The following is an 18,610-nucleotide window of genomic DNA, read 5'->3' as shown; positions in this document are numbered from 1 at the left end:
TTTTTGGAGCGCGCACCCGCTAGACCACTGCGCCAAACAAATGCCCCACCAGTGCCGTAATCCCCATGGCCAGAGCCCCCCAGAATGTCACCCGCCATGCGCCGGTCATGACCTTGGCCCCGCCGGCCTTGGCGGCAATGGCGCCCAATGTCCCGAGAAACACCAATGACATGCCCGATATCCAGGGCACCACGCTGTGCTCCGACGCGACAAACGTCACCGCCAGAGGCAGCGCGGCACCCACCACGAAACTGGCGGCGGAGGCCAGGGCGGCCTGCAAGGGTTTGGCGGTGAGGGTGGCGCTGATGCCCAACTCGTCCCGGGCGTGAGAGCCCAATGCGTCATGGGCCATCAATTGATCGGCCACTTGATGCGCCAGTTCGGGTGATACGCCGCGATGCATGTAGATGTTGGCGAGCTCGATGTGTTCGGCTTTCGGGTCGCTCGCCAGTTCTGCCCGTTCGCGGGACAGATCAGCCCGCTCGGTATCGGCCTGGGAGTGCACGGAAATGTACTCGCCTGCGGCCATGGACATGGCGCCGGCCATCAGCCCCGCCATACCGGTGACCAGCAACGTGGCGTGGCTGGCGTTGGCGGCCGCGACGCCGATCAGCAGGCTGGCGGTAGAAACAATCCCGTCGTTGGCCCCAAGGACGGCGGCGCGCAGCCAGCCGATACGGTCGCTTCGGTGTGCCTCGGTGTGCCTGTGCATGAATTTCATTGTTTAACGAGACTCCCTGTCATTGGGCGAATCAAGTAGGACGGGTTCCGAGCGGTCCGGCAATCGGCGTCAGCGCGTTTCAATCTGCGCCTGCAACTGGCCGCCGACAATGGATATTTCTTTGAACTGTTCACCCTCGCGCAGCACGAACAACGCATCCATCCCGCGTTCTTGAGCCAGACGTGGGCCCTCGGTTTCGCCCAGGACCATCAGCGTCGTGGCCCAGGCATCGGCGAGCATGCACGAGGCCGCCACCACGGTGACGGCGGCGAGCGGGTTGCACAGCGGCGCGCCGGTGGCCGGGTTCATGGTATGAGCATAGGACTGACCGGCCACGTCCACCCAATGTCGATAGTCCCCGGAGGTCGCGATAGCGGCATCGCTAAGCTCCATCACGCCCATGACTTCACGTACGCCCCGGTTGGGCTTTTCCAGGGCCACGGCCCAGCACTGGCCGTCAGGCTTGACGCCTCGGGCGCGCATCTCGCCATCGATGCCGACCAGGTAGCGGGTGATGCCCAAACCCTCCAGGCAACGAGCCAGTTCATCCACGCCAAAACCTTTGGCGATGCCACTCAAATCAAGGTTCAGCGGCATGCGCTTGCGCGCCTGATTGCGTTGCGGGTCAACCACCAACGCGGCGCTGGCTAACAGCCGGGCGCGGGGCGCAATCGTGCCGATCGCCTGCTCTTTGACCGTCTGTTCCCCGGGGCCGAACCCCCAGGCGTCAACCAGATCACCGACAGCGATGTCGAACGCGCCGCCGGATTGCTGACTGACGCGCAATGCAGCAGACAGCACCGTGGCCAGTTCCTTGGGCACGGCCACCCATTCCTGCTCGGGGGCGGCGTTGAGGCGGTTGAGGTCCGAGTCGGGTTTCCAGGTGGACATTTGCTGGTCCACCCGGGCCACGGCGCGCGCCAGGCGATGGCCAACGTCGTCGGTATCGATCCCGGCCCCGGCATAAAACAGGGCGGTGTAGCGGGTGCCCATGGTTTCGCCGTTCAGGCTATAACGCTGCAACTCAGTAGACGTCTTCACGGTAGCGTCCTTGTGCCTTGAGGGTCAGCACACTCAGGTTGAGAGGTGCCAACACTTCATCGAGGGCCTGCATCACGCCTTTGGCCATTTCGCGACTGCCACACACCAGCACCTGGGCACCTTTTTCAATCAGTCGGCGCAAGGCCAGGGCATCGCTGATAAGCCGGTCTTGCACGTAGCTGCGGTCCTGAACCTGAGAGAAGGCGGCGCGCAGTGCCGTGAGGCGTCGGTCCGACAAGTATTGGTTGAGCTCCGGTTCATAGAGGAAATCCGAGGCCGGGTTGCGCCCGCCCCAATACAAGTGCATTGGGTGTCGAGCCTTGTTGTTGCGAATAAATCCGGCCAGAGGACCGATGCCGGTACCGGCGCCGATCAGGATCACCGGGTGCGTGCCCGATGCCGGGCGAAATTGCGGGTTGGGTTGGATAAAAGCTTCCATCTGCGCGCCGATGTTCAGGCCATGAAGGAATTCCGAGCACATGCCACCGTTGTGTTTACGCACACAGATCTCCAGCACGCCGTCCTGCGAACCGCTGGCCAGCGAGTAGAAACGCGGGACCGGGCTGCCCGAGGGCAGAATCCCAACCAGGTCACCGGCCAGAAAGTCCGGTAGCTCGCCGGAGGTTTTGAAACGCAGTACGTGGGTCGGCGCATTCACCTGTTCGCCATAGGCAATGCGCTCTGTCAGCTCCAATTGATGCGTACGCGGCTGCTGCGGGGTGTGAACCAACGTCAGGTCCTGCCCCAACACTTCGCCCAACGCGAGGCCCCAGCGCGCAAACTCCTGAGAGGATTGGCGGTTGACGGTTTCCAGCTCCAGCAATGGCGAGCCACCGGCCTGCAACATCGCGTCCTGCACCTGATGGGCGTACTGACAGAACTGCGCAAACTGGCGGTCGCCCAGGCCCAGCACCGCAAAGGGCAGGCCGGGTTTGAGGCCGGTTTTGGCCAGCCGCGCCAGGAACTGCGAAGCCGAGGCCGGCGCATCGCCGTCACCGTGGGTCGCGGTAAGGATGAACACCCGTTGGGCATTGCGGTAATCGCCCCTCCATTCATTCATCGCCGCGCTATGCACTTGATGGCCACTCTGGTGCAAGGCGTCGTGCAAGGTTTTGGCAAAGCCCCAGGTGCTGTTGTTTTCACTGCCCACCAGAATCACGCTGTCGGCGGAGTGGGCAGCGCTGTTGTGGCGAATGTTCGGGCCAGCCTTGCGGCGACGCCACCACAACAGAATGCCGGTTACGCTCATCAACGGCACGCAGAGGGCGCAGAGCCCCAGCGGCAGGCCCAGCCACCAAAGGCCTTCGCCGGTGTGCAGCTGATAGATCAATTCGTAGAGGTTGTGCATCGAGTCGTGGGCTTGATAGGACAACAAGGCGCCGCTGGCCTGATCCACGTAGCCGTCGCCCTGGGCCGTGCGCAGGGAAAACACGTCCTTCGGGTTGCCGGGGCTCGGGAAGACCAGCTCGCGCAGGTCGTTCAGGTCGGTCGCCTGCAAGGCTTGCAGCTTCGCCACCGGCAAGGCCGGGCCGGCGCTGACGTGGGCGGGGAAGGCGGGCTCACTCTGACTGCCGTTGGCGATAAAACCAAAGGTGGTGGCGGACATGTAGAGCCCGCTCAATGCCGACAGCAGCAGCCCGAGCACTGCCAGTCGCCCGACTTCAGCATGCCAGCGCTGGCTGAAGGTGCCCCGCAGTGGCCGCAGCAGGTTGCGCCAGCCACCCAGGCGCCGGGCCAGCAATAACGCGCCGGACACCGACAACATCAGCATGAACAGCGCGCCGACCCCCGATACCCCATGACCCGGCGTGCCAAGAAACAGCGAGCGGTGCAGGTCTTTCACCCACCGTGAGAACGCGGATGGCTCGTAAGGTGCGAGGCCTTGGCCGGTCAATGGGTCGACCTTTTCCGCCCCGGCCTGGCCGTTCTGGTTGTAGTAGACGATCACCGTGCCGGACGCTGAGCGCTGGATCTGCTCCACGCCCGGAAAGTGGCTGGCAACGCGCCCGGCCAGTTGGCCGACGTTGAGTTGTCCGGCAGGAGAGGACGTGCTGTGCAGGCGTTCCAGCGCCGGGTCGACAGACAGCACCGCGCCGCTGATGGCCAACAGCATGACCAACAGGGCGGCGATCAGGCCAGGTAGGGAGTGGAACTGGCGAAGCATGTTCAGCCTCCAGAAATGGCAGGTGCTACAGATCGTAAGTAAAGGACTCGACGTAGGCACTGCCGGTCGCCGGCTTGCCTGCGCCCTTGGAAGTCAACGGCACGCTGACATCGGCGCGGGCGTCACGTTTGTCCTCGACGGCACTGTCGATGCGGATCTGATACCCGGCATCAATCAAGGTGTCTGCCAGTTCGACGCTGACTTTGAGCGTGCGCCCACCGCCGACACTGGCGCCGCTGACCCCGTCAAACTCGCTCGGGTTCATCCCGCTGCCACGGGCCCAGTCGCCCAGGTGCTTGTAATATTTGGCCTTCTTGCCGGCCACCCAGAGGGTTTTCTGGTATTGACCATTTGCGTCGGTGACGTAGATCGCCAGGTAGGCATCATTGCCGCTGTAGTCCTTGAGCTGTGTGGTCAAGGTCACTTCACGGGCCTGGGCCAGCCCCGGCAGGGCAATGGCGCCGGCGAGGCAGGTTGCTGCGATGATCTTTTTCATGGCGGTGTCCTTTTGATCGTTAGGTCGAGAGCCTGGACCTGCTTGCTGACAGCAACCTGAAGCGCAGGAAAAATTCATCGACAGGTGAGGCGTCATTCGGTGAGCGGGCTGCCGAGGTAGTCCCTGGCATCGCCGTCGTCCCGGAAATGGATCTCGAGTGTGTGCAGGCGCAGCGATGCCGGTGAATAGCTGGCTTCGATGGCATTGCCTTTGCGGTCCAACCCCTTGAGCTCGTAACAACCGTCGTCGACCTTGATGCGTTGCACGCTCCAGCCGTATTGCCGCTCGACCTGCTGACGCAAGGTTTCGCGCGGTTGCCAGTCGCTCACCGGGTCGCTGCAGTCGTCATCGGCCAGGGCGTAACCGCTGAGCAGCAGGCTCAACAGCGCGGCATTGGCAATAAAACCTGATTTCATGAACTGTCTCCTGCCGAGGTCGGCATCTGTGGCATACCCTAAGGTGCATTCCTGACAACCAGCTGAATCTTCAGATTCACGTCAGGTAAGGCAATTAAGGTGCTGCACGACAACCATCACAGGAGGTGCCAGATGCGGGTTTTATTGGTCGAGGACGCTCCAGGCTTGGGGGAAGCGGTGCGCGAACAGATCGCCGATGACGGCCACGCAGTCGATTGGGTGCAGCGTCTGGACCATGCGCGCAACAGCGTACGCACCACGCCTTACGACCTGATCCTGCTGGACCTGATGCTCCCGGACGGTCGCGGGCTGGATTTTTTGCGTCAGCAACGCTCGGCAGGGGACGTGACCCCGGTGATTATCCTGACTGCCCAGGATCAGATTTCCGATCGCATCGCTGGCCTCAACGCGGGCGCCGACGACTACCTGGTCAAACCGTTCGACCTGTTTGAGCTCTCCGCTCGTGTGGCTGCGGTGGCCCGGCGTTATAGCGGCAACCCCAATCCACAGATCAAACTCGGTGATTTGCAGGTCGACATGAGTGCCCGCACGGTGCAGCGGGCCGGCGCGACGGTGGACCTCACGGCGCGGGAGTGGGCGCTGTTCGAGGCGTTTGTGCAGCGCCCCAGCGCGCTGTTGTCCAAGTCGCAGCTAGAAGAACGGCTGTATGCCTTCGGCGCCGAAATCGAGAGCAATACCATCGAGGTCTATATCAGCCGGCTGCGTAAAAAACTCGGGCGCGACCTGATTGAAACCGTGCGCGGCATGGGCTATCGGTTGATGTCCGCATGAAGCCGTCATCAAGCCTGCAAAAACGTCTCGGCCTGGGATTGACGTTGGGCACGACCTTGCTGTGGCTGGCGGCGACCGTCGGCGCTTGGCTGGTGGTGCAACATGAATTGAACGAGGCGTTCGACAGCGCGCTGGAAGAGACCGCCCAGCGCATCCTGCCCCTGGCCGTGCTGGAAATCAGCAACCGGGAACCCCCCCGTGAGGCACAACATGTCGCCACCCTGAAAATGCACAAGGAATACCTGACGTATCTGGTACGCGATGCCAAGGGCGAGATCCTGATGCAGTCCCACGACGCCAACCCGAAGATCTTCAACCAACAACCGGCCGAGGGCTTTTCAACCACTAAAAAATACCGTCTGTACGGCGCCAGTGCGCTGCGTGAGACGGTGTTCATCGAAATCGCCGAACCTCTGGAACATCGCCGTGAAGCCGCCCGCGAAGCTTTGCTTGCCTTGTTGTTGCCGTTATTGGCGTTGATTCCCATCAGCCTGTTTGGCACCTGGATGTTTGTGCGCATCAGCCTGCGCAGTGTATTGGCCTATCGTCGTGCCGTGGAGGCTCGCGGCGTGGGTGATCTGTCGCCGATCAACGTGGCGCGATTGCCGGCGGAAATCGCTCCACTGGCCGAGGCGGTCAATCATCTGCTGGAGCGCTTGCGCAAGGCCTTGGAGACCGAGCGCAGCTTTACTGCCAACAGCGCCCATGAACTGCGCACGCCACTGGCCGCGACCCTGGCGCAGATCCAGCGTTTGCGTCACGAAGCGCCCGAAGGCCCGTTGCGGTTACGCGCGGCTAAAATCGAAACCTCGTTGCGCGAACTGACGCGGCTCTCGGAAAAACTCATGCAGTTGGCCAAGGCCGAGGGGGGTGGGCTGTTGTCCGAAACGCCCCAGGACCTCATTCCGTTGCTGGCCCATGTGGTAGATGAGTGGAACCACAACAGTGGGCACCGGATCGAGTTGCACCTGCCAACCCAGACGAGCGTGTACTCGACAATTGATCCGGACGCCTTCGCCATCCTGTTGCGTAACCTGATCGAGAATGCGCTCAAGTATGGCGCCGCAGATCAACCGGTCGAAGTCAGCCTCACCGACCAGGCGCTGCTGCGGGTGGTCAATGGTGGCCCGGCGGTGCCCGAGCCGGTGTTGCAGCGCCTTACCGAGCGCTTTGTGCGGGGTAACAGCGAAATCAGCGGTTCAGGGTTGGGGTTGGCGATTGCCAAAACCATTGTGCAGGGCGTCAACGCGAGAATACGGCTGGTGTCGCCGGCGACAGGTCGAACGGAAGGATTCGAAGTCTGCGTCTGGTTTTCGCTCGCGTCGACTCTCGAAGGCTGAGGGCGGTGCCGGACAGTTGACATCAACTTGCTGTCCGGACGCTCGATAAAGTCAGTGTGTTTTTCAAGACAAAGGTATGACTATTTAGTTGGTGTGTCAGTCATAAATGAGAGTGGATCGCTATTGCACATGTTGTGAGTGTATTCACAACTCATGGATCCAATAAACACTGTTTTATGCTTATGTCATTCACCAGGCTAGTTACCATGGGCGTTTCGGGGAAGTGCACGAGTTACTGCGGCGCGATCATCTTTAATAATAACCACCGTTTGTCGGTAGTGTGCTCAAAAAATGAACATTCCAGGATCCCTGGCCTCTGATCCTGCAGCACGTCACTCAAGACCTGCTCCTGCAGCCGCAGAAAAGAAGTGGAAAATAAACCTCATGTGCATTGAATGCTAATGGGGATTTTTTATCTGAAATTCAGGAGGCAATAATAAGCCGGTCATTGATTTGCCGGACAAATCAATGGGCTAAGCAGTGCCAGGTCTATGAGTTGGCATATCTTATAAAAGTAAGATCGCGCAGGGTTTCGAAGAGTTGAAGGCCCTGTTAAATACCGATCTGTACTATCGAACAAGGTGGAGAAAGTACCGTGGCGATAAATACAATTATGAGCCTGCTCGAAAATAAAGAGTTTATGGAGTTTTTGCGACTGGGCGTTATTTACGTTCATTTAGTATCGTGTTGTGTGGCTATTGGTTTGGTATTAACCAGTGATGTTGCGATGGTCAGAGACTTGTTAAAACGAAAAACATTCACTGAACATGATAATGCTCACATGGAAAGTCTTCAGAAGTCTGTCATCTTTGCATTGATAGCGTTGTGGGTGACCGGCATCGCCGTCATCGGTATTGATTACCTGGAAAAAGGTATGAGTTACTTTATGAATCCAAAGCTTCACGCCAAAGTGATTATTGTCGTGTTGCTGAGTTACAACGGCCTCTTGTTGCATCGCCTGGTATTGCCCGCGCTGCAAAAGGCCGGCTCCTTGCTCAATCTTGGCTTCAGCACACGGATGCTGGCGTTGTTCTGCGGCTCGCTGTCGGCCGTGTCCTGGATGTATGCGGCCATGCTGGGGGTCGGGCGCCCGTTGGCCTGGAAATACTCCCTTTCCGAACTGTTGATGGCGTATCCGGTACTGATTGCACTGGGTTTCCTGACGATGCTGGTTTTGACTCAGCGGGTGAAACAACAGGACTCCTTCGTTATTTCGCCACGGACAGTAGCGAGCGCATGCTAGGCCGATTCCGCATGTAAGCCTTAGGGCTTATCGGCGCTGACAGGGGCGACCTTGTTTGTGCAGGTAAATAAAAGCCTGCATCAGGGAGGTCGCTTTTTTTTGAGTCATTGGCGCTGACGCCGACGATGCGATCGGCGGGCGCGTGCATGCGTCGTGGCTGAGCTTGATGTCAGCCACCGTCAGACCGACAATCCTGAGTGACCGTGTGATGCGAACCGACAGGCGTGATCGTCTGAGGAGGTTTTCAAATGAGTCCCTCATCGCCCACCCTCCTGCAGGACCGGGCCTCGGCCGGTCGACGTCTGGTGGAGCCGTTACTCAAATACGCGCACAGACCCGATGTCATCGTCCTCGCCTTGCCCCGAGGCGGTGTTCCGGTCGCCTATGAAGTGGCCTCTGCCCTGGAGGTTCGCCTCGACCTGATGCTGGTCCGCAAGCTGGGTGTTCCGTCTCATCAAGAGTTCGCCATGGGCGCCATCGCCAGCGGCGGCATACAAATCCTCAATGAACATGTGCTGCGGGTTCACCCGATTGCCCCGGCCACGTTCGATGAGGTGGTCGCACGGGAAACCCGGGAACTGTTACGCCGCGAGCAGGTTTACCGGGGAACGCGCGCGCCTGTGCAACTCAAGGATCAGGTGGTAATCCTGATCGACGACGGCCTGGCGACAGGCGCCTCGATGATGGCGGCGATCCAGGCGGTGCGTGTGCACGCGCCGTCTCGTATTGTCGTCGCCGTGCCGGTGGCGCCGATTGAGACAGCGGAGGCGCTGCGCAGCGAAGTGGACGAGCTGATATGCCCGCTCATCCCCGACTGGCTGATGTCGATCAGCCGTTGGTACATGGACTTTACCCAGACCTCGGATGCCGAGGTCATCAAGCTGTCGCAGCGGGCGTGGCAGCGAGAGTCCAGCGCCGCTCAGCATTGGTGACTCAAGAGGGATGCGACGTGTTCAGCCAGTCTTGGAACCGGGTCGCTCGGACCATGGGGTTATCGCCTGGTGTGAGGGACTTGTCATTGGCCACCGGTTGCAACGCGGCGGACGATAAATGGATGGTGTTGCCGTCCTCGCGACCTGAGTAAGCAATGGCACCAATGAACTCGAAGAACTGCGTGGCCCGCAGGATGGTGTAGGGAACACCCGATGCCTTGATGAGTTTTTCCTGGGCCATCTTGGCCCGGAAATAACCACTCTCGAGCATCCGTTCGGTGCCGACGACTGATTGGTTCTTGCAGACATTGCTGCCAATCAGCCCGGTTCCTCCGATGATGACGAATTTCATGGCCGGTCTCCCGATGCGGTGAGTTGGGGCAGTAATTAAACACCCTGGCAGCGGACGTATCCGGCGGCCATTGGAGTGGGCCGACAGGTGGTCGGAAGTCTGAGCGGCAGGTGGAATTAACGGCGTTTGTTTGCTTTAGTCCACCTATCGCTGGCATACCTGTACGGCGCCTCAGCTCATGACGGGAGCCCAACCGGAGAATCCCATGAAACACCGATTCCCGACCTGCGCCGTGCTGGTTGCCGCCCTTGCATTTGGCGCGCTGCCTTGTGTCCAGGCGGTCGAATACACGCAGGTCAATGAAACCGCCAGCACGATCTCCTTCACCTATAAACAGTTTTCCTCGCGGGTATACGGCACGTTCGGCAAGTTCAATGCCACGCTTGATTTCGACACGGCAAAACCATCAGCAGGCCGGGCCGCGCTGACTATCCAGCTCGACAGCATCGATGCCGGAAGCAGCGACGCCAACAGCGAACTGAAAAAACCAGCCTGGTTCGACACGGCAACGTACCCGGTGGCAACGTTTGAATCGACCGGAGTGAAAGCTCTGGGTAACAACCGTTACTCGATCACCGGAAAACTCACGCTCAGGGGGATCACGCATGTAGTGGATGTACCGGTGCTTTTGAAGTCCGAGAACGCTATCGGGATTTTCGATGGCCAGTTAACGCTCAAGCGCAGCGACTTCAAAATCGGCGAAGGTGAATGGGCCGACGGTGTCGTCTCCGACAAGATCAATATCCGGTTTCGGATGGTTGCGCCGCAGCGGTAACTCGGCCAGGCGCGCGTGGCGTCGGTTATGATAGCCACGCCCGCAAACACATTCTTCACGCCCGCCCCAGAGTCAGAGCCACGAATGCCCCAGATCACCCATTTCAAAACCCCGTGCCCCGAGCACATCAATAGCCAGATCCTGCAAATGGTGGTCGATTACCTGACCGACATCAGCATGGTCGCTATCGCGCCGAGCAACCTGTTGTACAACGTGTACCAGTACGCGATCGGCTACGAGGTTCACCTCTATCTGGAGGCGTTGAACGGGGCGAAAGGGATTGCGGTGGAATTGCTTGTCGCGACCGATGAAGACGATCCGGAGAAGGTCGTCGGCTTCTTGCTGTACCTGCCGGTCAAGGACGATCCCGATGCATGCGGTGTTGCGTATATGGCGGTGAGTGCCAGCCATCGGCGCCAAGGTATTGCCCGGCGGATGCTGCAGGAAATGGTCGGCCGTTACCCGCATGCCGAACTGACGTGCGCGGTGGCCAAGGTTCCGTATTTTGAGGCAATGGGATTTCAGGTAGTGGGCGTGCGCGCGACTCAGGTGCTGATGAACACCCGCGATCACGGCAGCGATGGCTTGATGGCCGTGCTGGACGTGGCGTCGATCTACAGCTCGCTGGAGGTGCGACAGATTCATACGTACCTGCTGCAAAAACACGGCAAGCGGGCCATGCACGATGCGGAAAAACAGCGTGACCGGCATCTGGACCAGATGACGCGCAAGGTGAATGAGTTTGTTCGGGAGCGATTGGGTGAAGGGGCGGTACCAGCTCCTTCACCTCGACTGCGGTTGGTCTAGTTGCTTTGACTCAACGCAAAAAAAGCCCTTGGTGCGGACAACGCGCCAAGGGCTTTTTCATGTCTGGATTTCGCGCAGTTAAAAAAGAGCCTCAACGCTCTTTGATGGGGAGGAAGTAGAGCCCTTGAGGCTCAAGATGCGCATGAAACAAGTGGTGAGCTTGTTGGGGGTTCAGTTCACTCACCACCTACGCAGTGGCTTGAGCAAACAAGCGGCTGCGTAGAATCATCGTAGAAAGTTGGGGGTTGGCGCTCAAGTACCGCTAGTCGAATCCATCTTTCTGGTGTCAGTTTCCGCGATTTTTCCAACGTCGTCACGGGCACTTCTTTCGACCATTGCGATGATGGTTTCGTACAGCTCGTCCTGTGCCTGCACGGCGCTGATTTCTGCATTTGCGGCGGCGTGTGACAAAGCTTCCGCCGCACCGAGCATCGCCCGCAATCCCGCTGCCTTGATCTCACCTGCGCCAGCGAAAGGGGCGAGGGCGGTTCGGCACTTGTTCAGGAAAATAGCTTCGTACTCGCGCTTGATGTTCTCCAGTTCCGGGGAACTGGCCAGTGCCGCGATGACGCCGGGAATCTCGTTGCCCTGAAGCAGCACGCAGTCGACGTATGACGAAGCAATCACCCTGGCGGTGCCGGGTAAAGTCGGTTCGCTGTCCTGAAGCGCCGCATCCATCAGTGCAGTCTGCCGGGCATCGAAGTCTTGATAGAGCGCCGCCAACAGCCCGGGGCGCGTCGTGAAGTGATCGTACACCACCGGTTTGGTGATCCCGGCTAGCTCGGCAAGGCGCCCCAATGTCAGCGCGTCCGTACCTTCTTCCCGAACGAGTTGCCAGGCGACGTCCAGCAACTGGCGTTGGCGGTCCCCCCGGGACATTCGTCGTCGCGGTTGCGGCGTGGAATCTTGCGCGTCTATTTCGGTGGTTGACATGGCTATGTACCAAAAGTAACTTACCGATCGTAACTTACCAAGAGTATATAAGGTCCGCCTTGTGCTCTCAATCAGGAGTTTCCAGCATGCACGCGCTTATCGTTGTGGCTCATCACGATCCTAGTTCGCTTACCCACAGCCTGGTTGCGCAAGTCGCTCAGGGCATCGCCCTAAACGATCCCGGTCATATCGTTGAAATCGCCGACCTCTCGGCCGAAGGGTTCGATCCGAGGTTCAGCGTCGCTGATCTGGCGGTGCATCACCGGGAAGCGCCGCCTCCTGCTGATGTGGTTGCCGAGCAAGCGCGGATAGACCGCGCCGATGCGGTGGTGCTGGTTTATCCGGTCTACTGGTGGTCGATGCCGGCGCTGCTCAAGGGCTGGATTGATCGGGTGTTCGCCAACGGCTGGGCGTTTGATTTCACTGCCGATGCCAAGCTGGAGAAGAAGCTTGGCCACCTGCGGGTTCACCTGATCGGTGTGGGCGGTGCTGACGCTACAACCTACGCCCGGCACGGTTATGCCGAGGCCATGAAAACGCAGATTGACCATGGGATTTTTGATTATTGCGGTGCGCGGGTGGTGACGTCCGAGCTGCTGCTCGAATCGGAAATTCAGGACCCTGCGGTGCACCTGGACGCCGCGAAAAGCTTCGGTCGCGAGCTCTTTGCGGCATCCAGACACCTCAATCCTGTTAGCCCTGTTGACCCGGCCAGCCCGCCCGACGCAAGGCGTTGAGCAGCGTCCCGGCATCCAGTCCCGGCACCGCATGGCCATTGCCTTCGGCGGTGTCGCAGGCCAGCAGGGCATTGATGATCGCTTCTTCTACGGCTTCGGTGGCGGCCAGGAACAACTCGCTGATGTGGTCGTTGTTGACCATGCTCAGGTTGTCGGTTGTCGGCGCCTTCTTGCTTTCATAAGCGGCGGGTGGCACGTCATTGCCGGTGGCGAAAGCGATGAAGATGTCACCGCTGTGGTCTTCATTGCCGCCGCCGGTGCGGGCAAGACCGAGGCTGGCTCGCTGCGCGAGGCGAGTGCACTGGTGTGGCAGCAACGGTGCATCGGTGGCCAGGCAGACGACAATCGAGCCCATGCCCGGATGCGGCAAGGACGCCTTGAGGAACGGCGAGTCGGCCTGTTCCATGTAGCGCCCGACGGGGTAACCGTCTACGCGCAATTCGTTGCGGATGCCATGGTTGGCCTGGACGATGGCGCCGACGGTCCAGCCGCCCTGAGCACTGCTCAGACGCCGTGATGCGGTGCCGATGCCGCCCTTGAATTCGTGGCAAATCATGCCGCTGCCACCGCCGACGGCGCCTTCGATGACCGGGCCACCCACCGCCGTGCGCAGGGCCTCGGCCACATGTTCAGGCTTTACGTGGAAACCGTTGATGTCGTTGAGCAGACCATCAAAGGTCTCCAGCACTACCGGCATGTTCCAGTAGAGTCGCCCATCATCGGGCTGGTTCTGGCGATCCAACTCCACCAGCGCATCGCGCACCACACCCAGGCTGTGGGTGTTGGTGAAGGCGATCGGACTGGTCAAAAGGCCTGCTTCGCGAATCCATTCAAGACCGGTCGCGTCGCCGTTGCCGTTGAGCACATGGACGCCGGCAAAGCACGGTTGCAGGCTGGTGGAACCGGCACGCGGCTCGATCACGGTGACACCGGTCAGGATGTCGCGGCCGTGGGCGGTGCGTCCTCGCACATTGCTGTGGCCGACCCGTACGCCGGGCACATCGGTGATGGCGTTAAGCGGGCCGGGATGCAGTTGGCCGAACTGGATGTTCAGGTCGCGGGCACGTGGTTTCATCGTTTCTCTCATCTTCAATTTATTCAAAAAAGTTATTGGCTAACGCAATCCCTGTAGCAGCTGTCGAGCTTGCGAGGCTGCGTTCGGCTGCGAAGCAGTCGCAAAAACTGAGTACGCGGTGCTTCAGGGGGATCGCGTTAACCGGATTTACGACTGCTGCGCAGCCGAACGCAGGCTTCGCCAGCTGCTAGAGATCTCATCGGGTTTACTGACCGTTTTTGACTTTGCTCCAGATCCGCGTCCGCACTCGCTCGGTGGCGGGCGGCAGAGGCTGAAGGGTGAATAACGTGGCCATGGCTTCAGCCGACGGATACACGGCAGGATTGTTGCGGGTCGCTTCGGCCACCAGTGGTGTCGCGCTGCGGTTGCCGTTGGGGTAGGAGAGGTGATCACTGACCGGCGCGATGACTTCAGGGCGCATCAAGTAGTCGATAAAGGCCAAACCCTGTTCCGGGTGCGGCGCGTCCTTGAGCAACACCAGTGTGTCGAACCACACCGGCGCGCCTTCTTTCGGCAGGCTGTAGGCGATCTTCACGCCGTTGTTCGCCTGCTCGGCAGTGTTCTTGGCTTCCAGCATCGCGCCGGACCAACCCACCGCCACGCAGATGTTGCCGTTGGCCAGGTCGCTGATGAACTTGGACGAGTTGAAGTAGGCGATGTGCGGACGCAGCTTAAGCAGCAGTGCTTCGGCCTTTTTGTAGTCCTCGGGGTTGGTGCTGTTGGGTGGCAGGCCGAGGTAGTGCAGGGCGACCGGCAGCATCTCGGCCGGCGAGTCGAGCATGGCCACGCCGCACTGATCGAGTTTGGCCAGGTTTTCTTCGTTGAACACCAGGTCCCAGGAATCCACCGGCGCCTTGTCGCCCAGCGCGGCGCGGACTTTGTCGATGTTGTAGCCGATGCCATTGGTGCCCCACAGATACGGCACGGAGTACTGGTTGCCTGGATCGTTGTTGGCCAGTTTCGCCAACAGGTCAGCGTCCATGTTTTTGAAGTCAGGCATCTGAGCGTGGGGCAGAGGCGCAAGGGCACCGGCCTTGATCAGGGTCGGCAAGCTGAAGTTGCTGGCCACCACCACGTCGTATCCACTGCGGCTGGTGAGCAATTTGCCCTCCAGTACTTCTGCACTGTCGAAGGTGTCGTAGACCGGTGCAATACCGGTGTCACGCTTGAAATCCTGCAGGGTCGTGGGACCAATGTAGTCATACCAGTTGTACACGTGAACGGTCGGGGCCTCGGCGGCAACCGCCGATAGCGAGACCGACAAACAGGTGCCCAGTCCAAGATTGATATACGAGCGGTGACGACTCATGATGCGGCACTCCTGGCCTGTTGCAGGCCGGTGATGATCAGGTGCTTGCAGCGTATCGGCAGGGAGTGGACTCACCCATTCCCATCATGGGTTACTCGAAAGGGGTAGGGCGTGGACGCGTTGTTGAAAGAGTTACCGGTGCACCAAGGGCTGGCGCGGGTATTTGGTGCCTTGGGGCAGGACGGGTTCTGGCGTGCGCTGGTCGACACGCTGCGGCTGCTGGTGCCGATGGACAACGCGTTGGTCGCGGTAATGCGGGCCGGGCGGGTGCCGCGCCTGCTGATCGACTTCGACTCAAAGGGCGGTGCTACCGAGCAAGAAGAACTGGCGGACTACAGCGCTGGCATGTACTTGCTCGACCCGTTTTATCAGGCCGCTTGTGCCGGCATCGCCGACGGCTTGCATAGCCTCGAATCGGTGGCCCCCGACCAGTTCCAGCAGAGCGAGTACTACCTGAGCTACTTCCGCACCGTGGTGGGCGGTGACGAGTTGCAGTTCATGGTCAACATCGATGGCGCTGTGCTCGGTTTGTCGTTGGGACGCTCGACGCGATTCACGCTTGAGGAACAGGGCCGCCTGCTTTGCGTGCGTGATTGGGTACTGGCGGCGATGCGTCGTCACCTGCAATTGATGCCGCACGAAGGACCGGCAACCGAGGCGGTGGCCGGGGATCTGGCGACCCTGCTGGATCGCTTCGACGCGCGTCTGTCAGTGCGGGAAATCGAAACGGCGCGCCTGATTCTTCAGGGCTTTTCAAGCAAGGCCATCGCCCAGCAGATGGGCATTTCCCCGGAGACGGTGAAGGTGCACCGGCGCAATCTCTATCACAAGCTCAATGTGAATGGGCATGGTGAGTTGTTTGCGTTGGTGCTCAATCCTCCAGCCTGAACACCAACGCCTTCAACCCGCATTCAACATCGGCATCGGGAAACTCCGGCGGATTGTCCAGCCGTTGCTCGAAACGCAGGCTCGGTGCTTCGCGGGTGACGCCGTCGATGAGGAAGTCCGCACCGAACGCCGGATCGTTCATGCACGCCAGCACCGTGCCCTGAGGGCTGAGCAATTCCGGCAGTCGGCGCAGCACGCGCTGGTAGTCCTTGGTCAGCAGAAAACTGCCTTTCTGAAAGGACGGTGGGTCGATGATCACCAGGTCGTAAGGGCCCTTGCCGATCACCTTGCCCCAGGACTTGAACAGGTCATGACCGAGGAACGTCACCTTGCTCAGGTCGTGGCCGTTGAGCCGGTGATTGTCGCGACCACGGCTCAGGGCCGGGCTGGACATGTCCAGATTGACCACGTGCGTCGCGCCCCCCTCGATGGCCGCTACCGAGAATCCGCAGGTGTAGGCGAACAGATTCAGCACGCGCTTGCCCTGGGCATTGGCCCCGACCCAGTCGCGGCCGTAACGCATGTCGAGGAACAGACCCGTGTTCTGTTTGCGGCCCAGGTCCACCCGGTAATGCAGGCCGCCCTCTGTGATCGTCATCTCGTCGATCGCGTCCCCCAACAGCCACTCGGTGGTGCTTTGCAACAGGTAGCGATGTTGCAGCAAGAGAGTATGCGCGCCGGATTGCGTCCACGCAGGCGATTGCGTGACGTCCATCAGCTTCTGTTTCAAGGCTTCCAGCTGCGACGCTTCGGGTTCCTTGAACAGCGACACCAGCACCACGCCCTGCAACCAGTCGACGGTTAATTGCTCCAGCCCCGGCCAGCACCGGCCACGGCCATGGAACAACCGACGGGTTTCTGCGGGGGCCGTTGCCAGGGCGGTCATTAAATGGTCGTGGAGGGTGGAGAGGGCGTCAGCGTTCATCGGGCAGGGCCAGCAATTTGTCGGGGCGGCATTTTAACCACAATTGAGCCAAGGGCGGACGACGCAAAAAAACTGTGGGAGCAAGCTCGCTCCCACAGGTGATGGGGGGGAGTTATCACAATTAATTTAACTTTACGTGAGGATTTGGCGATCTGTCGGCTCGCATACTCGGCTCCAACGATCAACCGCCGGGAGCCCATCATGTCGCAGTTACCTGCTCCACCCACCGTCAGCAGCCATCCCCGCTGGCTACGGCTGACCCACTGGCTGAACGCCCTGGCGGTGCTGGTCATGGTCACCAGCGGTTGGCGAATCTATAACGCTTCACCGCTTTACGACTTCAGTTTTCCCAAAACGATCACTTTGGGCGGATGGCTCGGTGGCGCATTGCAATGGCATTTCGCGGCAATGTGGTTTCTGGCCGTCAACGGTCTTGTCTACCTGATCATCAACCTCGTCAGTGGTCGTCTGAAACGGCGCTTTTTCCCGGTTTCGCCCAAAGGTGTCCTGCATGACCTGTGGGCCGCGTTGAAAGGGCGGTTGGTACATGCCGATCTGAGTCATTACAACCAGGTGCAACGGGTGGCGTACCTGTTCGTAATGGTCGATATCACACTGCTGGTGATTTCCGGGCTGGTGTTGTGGAAGTCCGTCCAGTTTCCGTTGTTGCGTGAACTGCTGGGCGGTTACGAAGGCGCGCGGCACGTGCACTTCATCGCGATGTCGCTGTTGGTGGCCTTCGTCGCGGTTCATCTGGTGATGGTCGCGCTGGTTCCCAAAACGTTGTGGGCCATGATTGTCGGTCGCAAGGAGGTCTTATGAAAAAGCGCATTCAAGGCTCAGGGCTGGACGAGTCGTCCATTCTGACGGATGCCAGGAAAATCCTTGCCCCACAGATCGAGGACCGCTCACGACGTTCGTTCCTGATGCGCGGCCTGACCCTTGGCGGCGTGGCCATGTTGTCCGGCTGCAACCTTACCGACAACGAGAGCGTCGACACCGCGTTGTCCTCCATGTCCCGGTTCAACGATCGGGTACAGGGCTGGTTGTTCAACCCCAATGCACTGGCGCCGACCTATCCCGAGTCAATGATCACCCGGCCGTTTCCGTTCAATGCCTTTTACGGCATTGACGAGGCGCCGACGGTGGAGGAAGAGAGTTATCGACTGGAAGTGACCGGCATGGTCGCCGACAAGCGCAGCTGGCGCCTGGAAGAACTGCGCGCCATGGCCCAGACCGAACAGATCACCCGACACATCTGCGTCGAAGGCTGGAGCGCTATCGGGCGCTGGGGCGGCGTACGGTTCAGCGACTTCCTGAAACGGGTCGGCGCCGACACGGATGCCAAATATGTCGGCTTCAAATGCGCGGACGATTACTACACCAGCATCGACATGGCCACCGCACTGCATTCGCAAACCTTGTTGACGCTGACCTATGACGGTGCGGTGCTGCCTCGCCAGTACGGCTTCCCGATGAAGCTGCGCATGCCCACCAAGCTGGGCTACAAGAACCCCAAACACATTCAGGCGATGTTCGTCACCAACACCTATCCGGGTGGCTACTGGGAAGACCAGGGCTACAACTGGTTCGGTGGTAGCTGATGGCGCCTGGCCACTTCACTGCGCAGCGCTCGCTGCGCTCATTCGCAACCTGTGCTTCAA

20 protein-coding genes are annotated in these 18,610 nt (G+C 60.0%); 10 read left to right on the top strand and 10 right to left on the bottom strand.

The genetic code is table 11. The annotated features are described in order from the left end of the window. Nucleotides 1-19: 19 nt before the first annotated feature. The 5 genes from MO767_RS11370 to MO767_RS11350 form a co-directional block, all read right to left on the bottom strand. A complete protein-coding gene (locus MO767_RS11370; protein ID WP_282480561.1) occupies nucleotides 20-721 on the bottom strand; it encodes a VIT family protein in 702 nt (233 codons plus the stop codon). 69 nt (nucleotides 722-790) lie between these two features. Then, nucleotides 791-1,762: an FAD:protein FMN transferase gene (locus tag MO767_RS11365; RefSeq protein ID WP_282480560.1), complete on the bottom strand. Its 972-nt coding sequence runs from the start codon at nucleotides 1,760-1,762 to the stop codon at nucleotides 791-793. Continuing rightward, complete coding sequence (locus MO767_RS11360; RefSeq protein WP_282480559.1) at nucleotides 1,746-3,926, bottom strand: PepSY domain-containing protein; 2,181 nt, start codon at nucleotides 3,924-3,926, stop codon at nucleotides 1,746-1,748. The genes MO767_RS11365 and MO767_RS11360 overlap by 17 nt, the downstream gene beginning before the upstream one ends. A 25-nt stretch (nucleotides 3,927-3,951) precedes the next feature. Beyond that, the gene (locus MO767_RS11355) at nucleotides 3,952-4,422 is read right to left on the bottom strand and encodes a DUF2271 domain-containing protein (RefSeq protein WP_282480558.1); all 471 of its coding nucleotides are present in this window, start codon (nucleotides 4,420-4,422) and stop codon (nucleotides 3,952-3,954) included. Between the two features lie 92 nt (nucleotides 4,423-4,514). Beyond that, entirely contained in the window at nucleotides 4,515-4,838 is a 324-nt protein-coding gene (locus MO767_RS11350; protein WP_033060166.1) for a PepSY domain-containing protein, read from the bottom strand. Between the two features lie 132 nt (nucleotides 4,839-4,970). On the opposite strand from MO767_RS11350, the gene MO767_RS11345 reads away from it, so the two are divergent. From MO767_RS11345 to MO767_RS11330, 4 genes are all read left to right on the top strand, one after another. Further along, the gene (locus MO767_RS11345) at nucleotides 4,971-5,630 is read left to right on the top strand and encodes a response regulator transcription factor (protein ID WP_046815239.1); all 660 of its coding nucleotides are present in this window, start codon (nucleotides 4,971-4,973) and stop codon (nucleotides 5,628-5,630) included. Beyond that, nucleotides 5,627-6,970, top strand: a complete 1,344-nt coding sequence (locus tag MO767_RS11340; RefSeq protein WP_282480557.1) for a HAMP domain-containing sensor histidine kinase — start codon at nucleotides 5,627-5,629, stop codon at nucleotides 6,968-6,970. Before MO767_RS11345 ends, MO767_RS11340 begins: the two co-directional genes overlap by 4 nt. A gap of 595 nt (nucleotides 6,971-7,565) precedes the next feature. Next, the gene (locus tag MO767_RS11335) at nucleotides 7,566-8,213 is read left to right on the top strand and encodes a hypothetical protein (protein ID WP_282480556.1); all 648 of its coding nucleotides are present in this window, start codon (nucleotides 7,566-7,568) and stop codon (nucleotides 8,211-8,213) included. 248 nt (nucleotides 8,214-8,461) lie between these two features. After that, nucleotides 8,462-9,145, top strand: a complete 684-nt coding sequence (locus tag MO767_RS11330; protein ID WP_282480555.1) for a phosphoribosyltransferase — start codon at nucleotides 8,462-8,464, stop codon at nucleotides 9,143-9,145. Nucleotide 9,146: 1 nt separating this feature from the next. On the opposite strand, the gene MO767_RS11325 is transcribed toward MO767_RS11330, so the two are convergent. Next, on the bottom strand, nucleotides 9,147-9,497 hold the full coding sequence (locus MO767_RS11325) for a hypothetical protein (protein ID WP_282480554.1): 351 nt from the start codon (nucleotides 9,495-9,497) through the stop codon (nucleotides 9,147-9,149). Nucleotides 9,498-9,702: 205 nt separating this feature from the next. On the opposite strand from MO767_RS11325, the gene MO767_RS11320 reads away from it, so the two are divergent. Together MO767_RS11320 and MO767_RS11315 are read left to right on the top strand one after the other, a co-directional pair. Beyond that, entirely contained in the window at nucleotides 9,703-10,272 is a 570-nt protein-coding gene (locus MO767_RS11320) for a YceI family protein (protein ID WP_282480553.1), read from the top strand. Nucleotides 10,273-10,356: 84 nt separating this feature from the next. Next, nucleotides 10,357-11,079 (top strand): GNAT family N-acetyltransferase, encoded by a 723-nt coding sequence (locus MO767_RS11315; protein WP_282480552.1) that lies wholly within the window; start codon nucleotides 10,357-10,359, stop codon nucleotides 11,077-11,079. A gap of 252 nt (nucleotides 11,080-11,331) precedes the next feature. Here the strand turns inward: MO767_RS11315 and MO767_RS11310 are convergent, their stop codons facing one another. After that, on the bottom strand, nucleotides 11,332-12,012 hold the full coding sequence (locus tag MO767_RS11310; RefSeq protein ID WP_282480551.1) for a TetR/AcrR family transcriptional regulator: 681 nt from the start codon (nucleotides 12,010-12,012) through the stop codon (nucleotides 11,332-11,334). Nucleotides 12,013-12,098: 86 nt separating this feature from the next. Here MO767_RS11310 and MO767_RS11305 point away from each other — a divergent pair, with 86 nt between their 5' ends. Then, nucleotides 12,099-12,749 (top strand): NAD(P)H-dependent oxidoreductase, encoded by a 651-nt coding sequence (locus MO767_RS11305; RefSeq protein ID WP_282480550.1) that lies wholly within the window; start codon nucleotides 12,099-12,101, stop codon nucleotides 12,747-12,749. Here the strand turns inward: MO767_RS11305 and MO767_RS11300 are convergent. Both MO767_RS11300 and MO767_RS11295 read right to left on the bottom strand, forming a co-directional pair. After that, nucleotides 12,706-13,824 carry a P1 family peptidase gene (locus MO767_RS11300; RefSeq protein WP_282480549.1) on the bottom strand — a complete coding sequence of 373 codons (1,119 nt, stop codon included), beginning with the start codon at nucleotides 13,822-13,824 and terminating at the stop codon, nucleotides 12,706-12,708. The two genes, MO767_RS11305 and MO767_RS11300, sit on opposite strands and share 44 nt — an antisense overlap. A 205-nt stretch (nucleotides 13,825-14,029) precedes the next feature. Further along, nucleotides 14,030-15,133 (bottom strand): extracellular solute-binding protein, encoded by a 1,104-nt coding sequence (locus MO767_RS11295; RefSeq protein ID WP_282480548.1) that lies wholly within the window; start codon nucleotides 15,131-15,133, stop codon nucleotides 14,030-14,032. Between the two features lie 111 nt (nucleotides 15,134-15,244). On the opposite strand from MO767_RS11295, the gene MO767_RS11290 reads away from it, so the two are divergent. Beyond that, on the top strand, nucleotides 15,245-16,021 hold the full coding sequence (locus MO767_RS11290) for a helix-turn-helix transcriptional regulator (protein WP_282480547.1): 777 nt from the start codon (nucleotides 15,245-15,247) through the stop codon (nucleotides 16,019-16,021). Here MO767_RS11290 and MO767_RS11285 read toward each other — a convergent pair. After that, nucleotides 16,005-16,946 (bottom strand): class I SAM-dependent methyltransferase, encoded by a 942-nt coding sequence (locus MO767_RS11285; RefSeq protein WP_282480546.1) that lies wholly within the window; start codon nucleotides 16,944-16,946, stop codon nucleotides 16,005-16,007. The genes MO767_RS11290 and MO767_RS11285 overlap by 17 nt on opposite strands. Before the next feature lie 201 nt (nucleotides 16,947-17,147). Here MO767_RS11285 and MO767_RS11280 point away from each other — a divergent pair, with 201 nt between their 5' ends. Both MO767_RS11280 and MO767_RS11275 read left to right on the top strand, forming a co-directional pair. Then, nucleotides 17,148-17,768, top strand: coding sequence for a cytochrome b/b6 domain-containing protein (locus MO767_RS11280; protein WP_282480545.1), 621 nt, complete (start codon nucleotides 17,148-17,150; stop codon nucleotides 17,766-17,768). Beyond that, on the top strand, nucleotides 17,765-18,550 hold the full coding sequence (locus MO767_RS11275; RefSeq protein ID WP_282480544.1) for a molybdopterin-dependent oxidoreductase: 786 nt from the start codon (nucleotides 17,765-17,767) through the stop codon (nucleotides 18,548-18,550). Before MO767_RS11280 ends, MO767_RS11275 begins: the two co-directional genes overlap by 4 nt. Nucleotides 18,551-18,610: the final 60 nt, after the last annotated feature.

The organism is Pseudomonas sp. UYIF39 (genome assembly GCF_029963765.1).
Classification (GTDB): domain Bacteria; phylum Pseudomonadota; class Gammaproteobacteria; order Pseudomonadales; family Pseudomonadaceae; genus Aquipseudomonas.
This window is presented reverse-complemented; position numbering and strand designations above follow the sequence as displayed.

What these genes read in the sequence shown, in the direction of transcription:
- MO767_RS11275 (WP_282480544.1), top strand. Translation starts at nt 17,765, where the DNA reads ATGAAAAAGCGCATTCAAGGCTCAGGGCTGGACGAGTCGTCCATTCTG.
- MO767_RS11305 (WP_282480550.1), top strand. Translation starts at nt 12,099, where the DNA reads ATGCACGCGCTTATCGTTGTGGCTCATCACGATCCTAGTTCGCTTACC.
- MO767_RS11355 (WP_282480558.1), bottom strand. Translation starts at nt 4,422, where the DNA reads ATGAAAAAGATCATCGCAGCAACCTGCCTCGCCGGCGCCATTGCCCTG.
- MO767_RS11360 (WP_282480559.1), bottom strand. Translation starts at nt 3,926, where the DNA reads ATGCTTCGCCAGTTCCACTCCCTACCTGGCCTGATCGCCGCCCTGTTG.
- MO767_RS11300 (WP_282480549.1), bottom strand. Translation starts at nt 13,824, where the DNA reads ATGAAACCACGTGCCCGCGACCTGAACATCCAGTTCGGCCAACTGCAT.
- MO767_RS11345 (WP_046815239.1), top strand. Translation starts at nt 4,971, where the DNA reads ATGCGGGTTTTATTGGTCGAGGACGCTCCAGGCTTGGGGGAAGCGGTG.
- MO767_RS11310 (WP_282480551.1), bottom strand. Translation starts at nt 12,012, where the DNA reads ATGTCAACCACCGAAATAGACGCGCAAGATTCCACGCCGCAACCGCGA.
- MO767_RS11280 (WP_282480545.1), top strand. Translation starts at nt 17,148, where the DNA reads ATGTCGCAGTTACCTGCTCCACCCACCGTCAGCAGCCATCCCCGCTGG.
- MO767_RS11325 (WP_282480554.1), bottom strand. Translation starts at nt 9,497, where the DNA reads ATGAAATTCGTCATCATCGGAGGAACCGGGCTGATTGGCAGCAATGTC.
- MO767_RS11295 (WP_282480548.1), bottom strand. Translation starts at nt 15,133, where the DNA reads ATGAGTCGTCACCGCTCGTATATCAATCTTGGACTGGGCACCTGTTTG.
- MO767_RS11285 (WP_282480546.1), bottom strand. Translation starts at nt 16,946, where the DNA reads ATGAACGCTGACGCCCTCTCCACCCTCCACGACCATTTAATGACCGCC.
- MO767_RS11320 (WP_282480553.1), top strand. Translation starts at nt 9,703, where the DNA reads ATGAAACACCGATTCCCGACCTGCGCCGTGCTGGTTGCCGCCCTTGCA.
- MO767_RS11340 (WP_282480557.1), top strand. Translation starts at nt 5,627, where the DNA reads ATGAAGCCGTCATCAAGCCTGCAAAAACGTCTCGGCCTGGGATTGACG.
- MO767_RS11330 (WP_282480555.1), top strand. Translation starts at nt 8,462, where the DNA reads ATGAGTCCCTCATCGCCCACCCTCCTGCAGGACCGGGCCTCGGCCGGT.
- MO767_RS11315 (WP_282480552.1), top strand. Translation starts at nt 10,357, where the DNA reads ATGCCCCAGATCACCCATTTCAAAACCCCGTGCCCCGAGCACATCAAT.
- MO767_RS11370 (WP_282480561.1), bottom strand. Translation starts at nt 721, where the DNA reads ATGAAATTCATGCACAGGCACACCGAGGCACACCGAAGCGACCGTATC.
- MO767_RS11350 (WP_033060166.1), bottom strand. Translation starts at nt 4,838, where the DNA reads ATGAAATCAGGTTTTATTGCCAATGCCGCGCTGTTGAGCCTGCTGCTC.